This window comes from Flavobacterium cheniae (assembly GCF_004363695.1).
Classification (GTDB): Bacteria; Bacteroidota; Bacteroidia; order Flavobacteriales; family Flavobacteriaceae; genus Flavobacterium; species Flavobacterium cheniae.
On record NZ_SNZC01000010.1, the window covers coordinates 1 to 5,366 of the forward strand.

Annotated in this window: 2 tRNA genes and 3 rRNA genes; all 5 read right to left on the reverse strand. The window is 47.2% G+C overall.

Annotated features, from left to right (window positions below):
- Window positions 1-51 precede the first annotated feature (51 nt).
- A 5S ribosomal RNA gene (rrf, locus tag C8D80_RS12650) occupies window positions 52-161 on the reverse strand.
- A 133-nt stretch (window positions 162-294) separates the two neighbouring features.
- A 23S ribosomal RNA gene (locus C8D80_RS12655) occupies window positions 295-3,174 on the reverse strand.
- 129 nt (window positions 3,175-3,303) lie between these two features.
- Window positions 3,304-3,377: transfer RNA gene (locus tag C8D80_RS12660), tRNA-Ala, on the reverse strand.
- 78 nt (window positions 3,378-3,455) lie between these two features.
- Window positions 3,456-3,529 (reverse strand) — tRNA-Ile (locus tag C8D80_RS12665).
- Window positions 3,530-3,615: 86 nt separating this feature from the next.
- Window positions 3,616-5,129, reverse strand: a 16S ribosomal RNA gene (locus tag C8D80_RS12670).
- Together the 16S, 23S and 5S rRNA genes with 2 tRNA genes alongside form the textbook arrangement of a ribosomal RNA operon.
- Window positions 5,130-5,366 lie beyond the last annotated feature (237 nt).

Consider the following 5,366-nt stretch of genomic DNA (forward strand, 5'->3'; position numbering starts at 1 on the left):
GCTATATTGGTAACAAAAAAGCCCTATCATTACTGATAGGGCTTTTCAAAAGAAAGGCGGCGACATACTCTCCCACATAACTGCAGTACCATCTGCGCAATCGGGCTTAACTTCTCTGTTCGGAATGGGAAGAGGTGAGCCCCGACGCAATAACCACCTTAAGAGGTTATGTTGCTTTGGACAACATTTACAATTCGTAATTCATAATTTTAAATTCGTAATTGTAATAATATCTTAACATACTGAGATAAATAAATTTAAAGAAAGTTTCTCTGCGCCCGAAGGCGCAGATTTATACATAAGCTAACGGGTTATTAGTACTACTCGACTATGACATTACTGCCTTTACATCTATAGCCTATCAACGTGGTCATCTTCCACGACCCTTAAAAGAAATCTCATCTTGTGGTGGGTTTCGCGCTTATATGCTTTCAGCGCTTATCCCTTCCCAACGTAGCTACTCTGCAGTGCTCCTGGCGGAACAACAGATACACCAGCGGTTAGTCCAATTCGGTCCTCTCGTACTAGAATCAGATCCACTCAAATTTCTAACGCCCACAGTAGATAGAGACCGAACTGTCTCACGACGTTCTGAACCCAGCTCGCGTGCCACTTTAATGGGCGAACAGCCCAACCCTTGGGACCTTCTCCAGCCCCAGGATGTGACGAGCCGACATCGAGGTGCCAAACCCCCCCGTCGATATGAGCTCTTGGGGGAGATCAGCCTGTTATCCCCGGCGTACCTTTTATCCTTTGAGCGATGGCCCTTCCATGCGGAACCACCGGATCACTATGCTCTACTTTCGTACCTGATCGACCTGTATGTCTCTCAGTCAAGCTCCCTTATGCCATTGCACTCTACGCACGGTTACCAAGCGTGCTGAGGGAACCTTTAGAAGCCTCCGTTACTCTTTTGGAGGCGACCACCCCAGTCAAACTACCCACCAAACAATGTCCCCCGCAGCGCGGGGTTAGGCCTCAGACAAGCAAAGGGTGGTATTTCAACAATGACTCCACAACGCCTAGCGACGCCACTTCACAGTCTCCCACCTATCCTACACATCACGTGTCCAAGGTCAATATTAAGCTATAGTAAAGGTGCACAGGGTCTTTTCGTCCCACTGCGGGTAAGCGGCATCTTCACCGCTACTACAATTTCACCGAGCTCATGGCTGAGACAGTATCCAGATCGTTACACCATTCGTGCAGGTCGGAACTTACCCGACAAGGAATTTCGCTACCTTAGGACCGTTATAGTTACGGCCGCCGTTTACTTGGGCTTCATTTCAATGCTTCTCCGAAGATAACATCTCCACTTAACCTTCAAGCACCGGGCAGGTGTCAGGCCCTATACTTCATCTTACGATTTTGCAGAGCCCTGTGTTTTTGATAAACAGTCGCCTGGATTTTTTCACTGCGGCCAGCATTGCTGCTGGCGACCCTTCTCCCGAAGTTACGGGTCCATTTTGCCTAATTCCTTAGCCATGAATCTCTCGAGCACCTTAGGATTCTCTCCTCAACTACCTGTGTCGGTTTACGGTACTGGTACTTATAATCTAAGTTTAGAAGATTTTCTTGGCAGCCTTTAGGTACACTATCACTTTGTCCGAAGACTCCGTGTACTATCGCATTTCACCAGTCCCAGCGGATTTGCCTACCGGGCCTATAGCTAAGTGCTTTAACGAACTATTCCGTCAGTTCGCGGTACTTTCACCACTGCGTCTCTCCATCACAATTATAAGTAGTACGGGAATATTAACCCGTTAGCCATCGACTGTCCCTTTCGGGTTCGCCTTAGGACCAGACTAACCCACAGCTGATTAGCATAGCTGTGGAAACCTTAGTTTTTCGGTGTGCGGGTTTCTCGCCCGCATTATCGTTACTTATGCCTACATTTTCTTTTCTAAACAGTCCAGCATGACTCACATCACACCTTCGACCCAGTTTAGAATGCTCCCCTACCACTTACGTAAAACGTAAATCCATAGCTTCGGTAATATGCTTATGCCCGATTATTATCCATGCTCGTCCGCTCGACTAGTGAGCTGTTACGCACTCTTTAAATGAATGGCTGCTTCCAAGCCAACATCCTAGCTGTCTGGGCAGACAAACCTCGTTATTTCAACTTAGCATATATTTGGGGACCTTAGCTGATGGTCTGGGTTCTTTCCCTCTCGGACATGGACCTTAGCACCCATGCCCTCACTGCTGGTAAACATTATATAGCATTCGGAGTTTGTCAGGAATTGGTAGGCGATGAAGCCCCCGCATCCAATCAGTAGCTCTACCTCTATATAACTTATACCCAGCGCTGCACCTAAATGCATTTCGGGGAGTACGAGCTATTTCCGAGTTTGATTGGCCTTTCACCCCTACCCACAGATCATCCCAAGACTTTTCAACGTCAACGGGTTCGGTCCTCCACTATGTGTTACCACAGCTTCAACCTGTCCATGGGTAGATCACACGGTTTCGCGTCTACCATTACTGACTAAAGCGCCCTATTCAGACTCGCTTTCGCTACGGATCCATACCATAAGTACTTATCCTTGCCAGCAACGGTAACTCGTAGGCTCATTATGCAAAAGGCACGCCGTCACCCCACGAAAGGGCTCCGACCGCTTGTAAGCGTATGGTTTCAGGATCTATTTCACTCCGTTATTCACGGTTCTTTTCACCTTTCCCTCACGGTACTGGTTCACTATCGGTCTCTCAGGAGTATTTAGCCTTAGCGGATGGTCCCGCCAAATTCACACAGGGTTTCACGTGCCCCGCGCTACTCAGGATACCACTATCTATATCTTCTCTTACCCATACAGGACTATCACCCTCTTTGGTTTACCTTTCCAGGTAATTCCGGTTCAATCCGCATAGAATGTCGTGGTCCTACAACCCCAGCACTGCCGTAACAGCACTGGTTTGGGCTAATCCGCGTTCGCTCGCCACTACTTACGGAATCACTTTTGTTTTCTTCTCCTCCGCCTACTTAGATGTTTCAGTTCAGCGGGTTTGCCCCCTATCGGGTAATGCATCTTCAATGCATTGGGTTGCCCCATTCGGATATCTACGGATCAATTCGTGTGTGCCAATCCCCGTAGCTTTTCGCAGCTTATCACGTCCTTCATCGCCTCTGAGAGCCTAGGCATCCCCCATACGCCCTTATTTTGCTTATGTGCCGCCTAATTTTATAAATAAAACTAGGACTTTCTTTATAAATGTGTATTGCTACACACCTATTGTACTTTCTACTTTTTAAATATTTTTATCTCAATATGTCAATGAACTTTTTTCCTTTCGGAACTGTGGAGAATATCGGAGTCGAACCGATGACCTCCTGCGTGCAAGGCAGGCGCTCTAGCCAGCTGAGCTAATCCCCCAATTTGAATTCAGAATTTAGAATTCAGAATTATGAATTGTGAATTCTCAACTTCCAGAATTTCCTAAGTAAAACATAGTAGTCCCGCCCAGACTCGAACTGGGGACCCCTACATTATCAGTGTAGTACTCTAACCAGCTGAGCTACGAGACTCTGTTTTTACTTATTTGTATTATTTGAATTAACAGCGAGAGTAATATTTATCGTATCGTAAAGATAGCTTCTCGTTTCTTCTCTAGAAAGGAGGTGTTCCAGCCGCACCTTCCGGTACGGCTACCTTGTTACGACTTAGCCCTAGTTACTAGTTTTACCCTAGGCAGCTCCTTGCGGTCACCGACTTCAGGCACCCCCAGCTTCCATGGCTTGACGGGCGGTGTGTACAAGGCCCGGGAACGTATTCACCGGATCATGGCTGATATCCGATTACTAGCGATTCCAGCTTCACGGAGTCGAGTTGCAGACTCCGATCCGAACTGAGATAGGTTTTGTAGATTCGCTCCTGCTCGCGCAGTGGCTGCTCTCTGTACCTACCATTGTAGCACGTGTGTGGCCCAGGACGTAAGGGCCGTGATGATTTGACGTCATCCCCACCTTCCTCACAGTTTACACTGGCAGTCTCGTTAGAGTTCCCGACATGACTCGCTGGCAACTAACGACAGGGGTTGCGCTCGTTATAGGACTTAACCTGACACCTCACGGCACGAGCTGACGACAACCATGCAGCACCTTGTAAATTGTCCGAAGAAAAAACTGTTTCCAGTCCTGTCAATCTACATTTAAGCCCTGGTAAGGTTCCTCGCGTATCATCGAATTAAACCACATGCTCCACCGCTTGTGCGGGCCCCCGTCAATTCCTTTGAGTTTCACACTTGCGTGCGTACTCCCCAGGTGGGATACTTATCACTTTCGCTTAGCCACTCAGATTGCTCCGAACAGCTAGTATCCATCGTTTACGGCGTGGACTACCAGGGTATCTAATCCTGTTCGCTCCCCACGCTTTCGTCCATCAGCGTCAATAACTTGTTAGTAACCTGCCTTCGCAATTGGTATTCCATGTAATATCTAAGCATTTCACCGCTACACTACATATTCTAGTTACTTCACAAGTATTCAAGTCTTACAGTATCAATGGCAGTTCCATCGTTGAGCGATGGGCTTTCACCACTGACTTATAAGACCGCCTACGGACCCTTTAAACCCAATGATTCCGGATAACGCTTGGATCCTCCGTATTACCGCGGCTGCTGGCACGGAGTTAGCCGATCCTTATTCCTACAGTACCGTCAAGCCTCCACACGTGGAGGTGTTTCTTCCTGTATAAAAGCAGTTTACAATCCATAGGACCGTCTTCCTGCACGCGGCATGGCTGGTTCAGGCTTGCGCCCATTGACCAATATTCCTCACTGCTGCCTCCCGTAGGAGTCTGGTCCGTGTCTCAGTACCAGTGTGGGGGATCTCCCTCTCAGGACCCCTACCCATCATTGTCTTGGTAAGCCGTTACCTTACCAACTAACTAATGGGACGCATGCTCATCTTATACCGTTGGAACTTTAGTTATCAAACCATGCGATTCGATAACACTATGGGGCATTAATCCAAATTTCTCTGGGCTATTCCCCTGTATAAGGTAGATTGCATACGCGTTACGCACCCGTGCGCCGGTCTCAAGTTCCGAAGAACTCTACCCCTCGACTTGCATGTGTTAGGCCTGCCGCTAGCGTTCATCCTGAGCCAGGATCAAACTCTTCATCGTATGTTGTTAAGTTGATAAATCAACTAATGTTTTCGATTCAAGTCGCTAGTCTTTTCAATAATAATCGAAAAATCTTACTCTCTCTTAATTTTCAAATCTGTATTGCTACAAATTTGTGCTGTCAATTCAATATGTCTATGAACGTGTCATTCTTTTTTTGTCCGCCTCTCATTCGATTAGCGGGTGCAAAAGTACAACTCTTTTTTAATCTGGCAAGCTTTTTTGAAAAAATTTTTT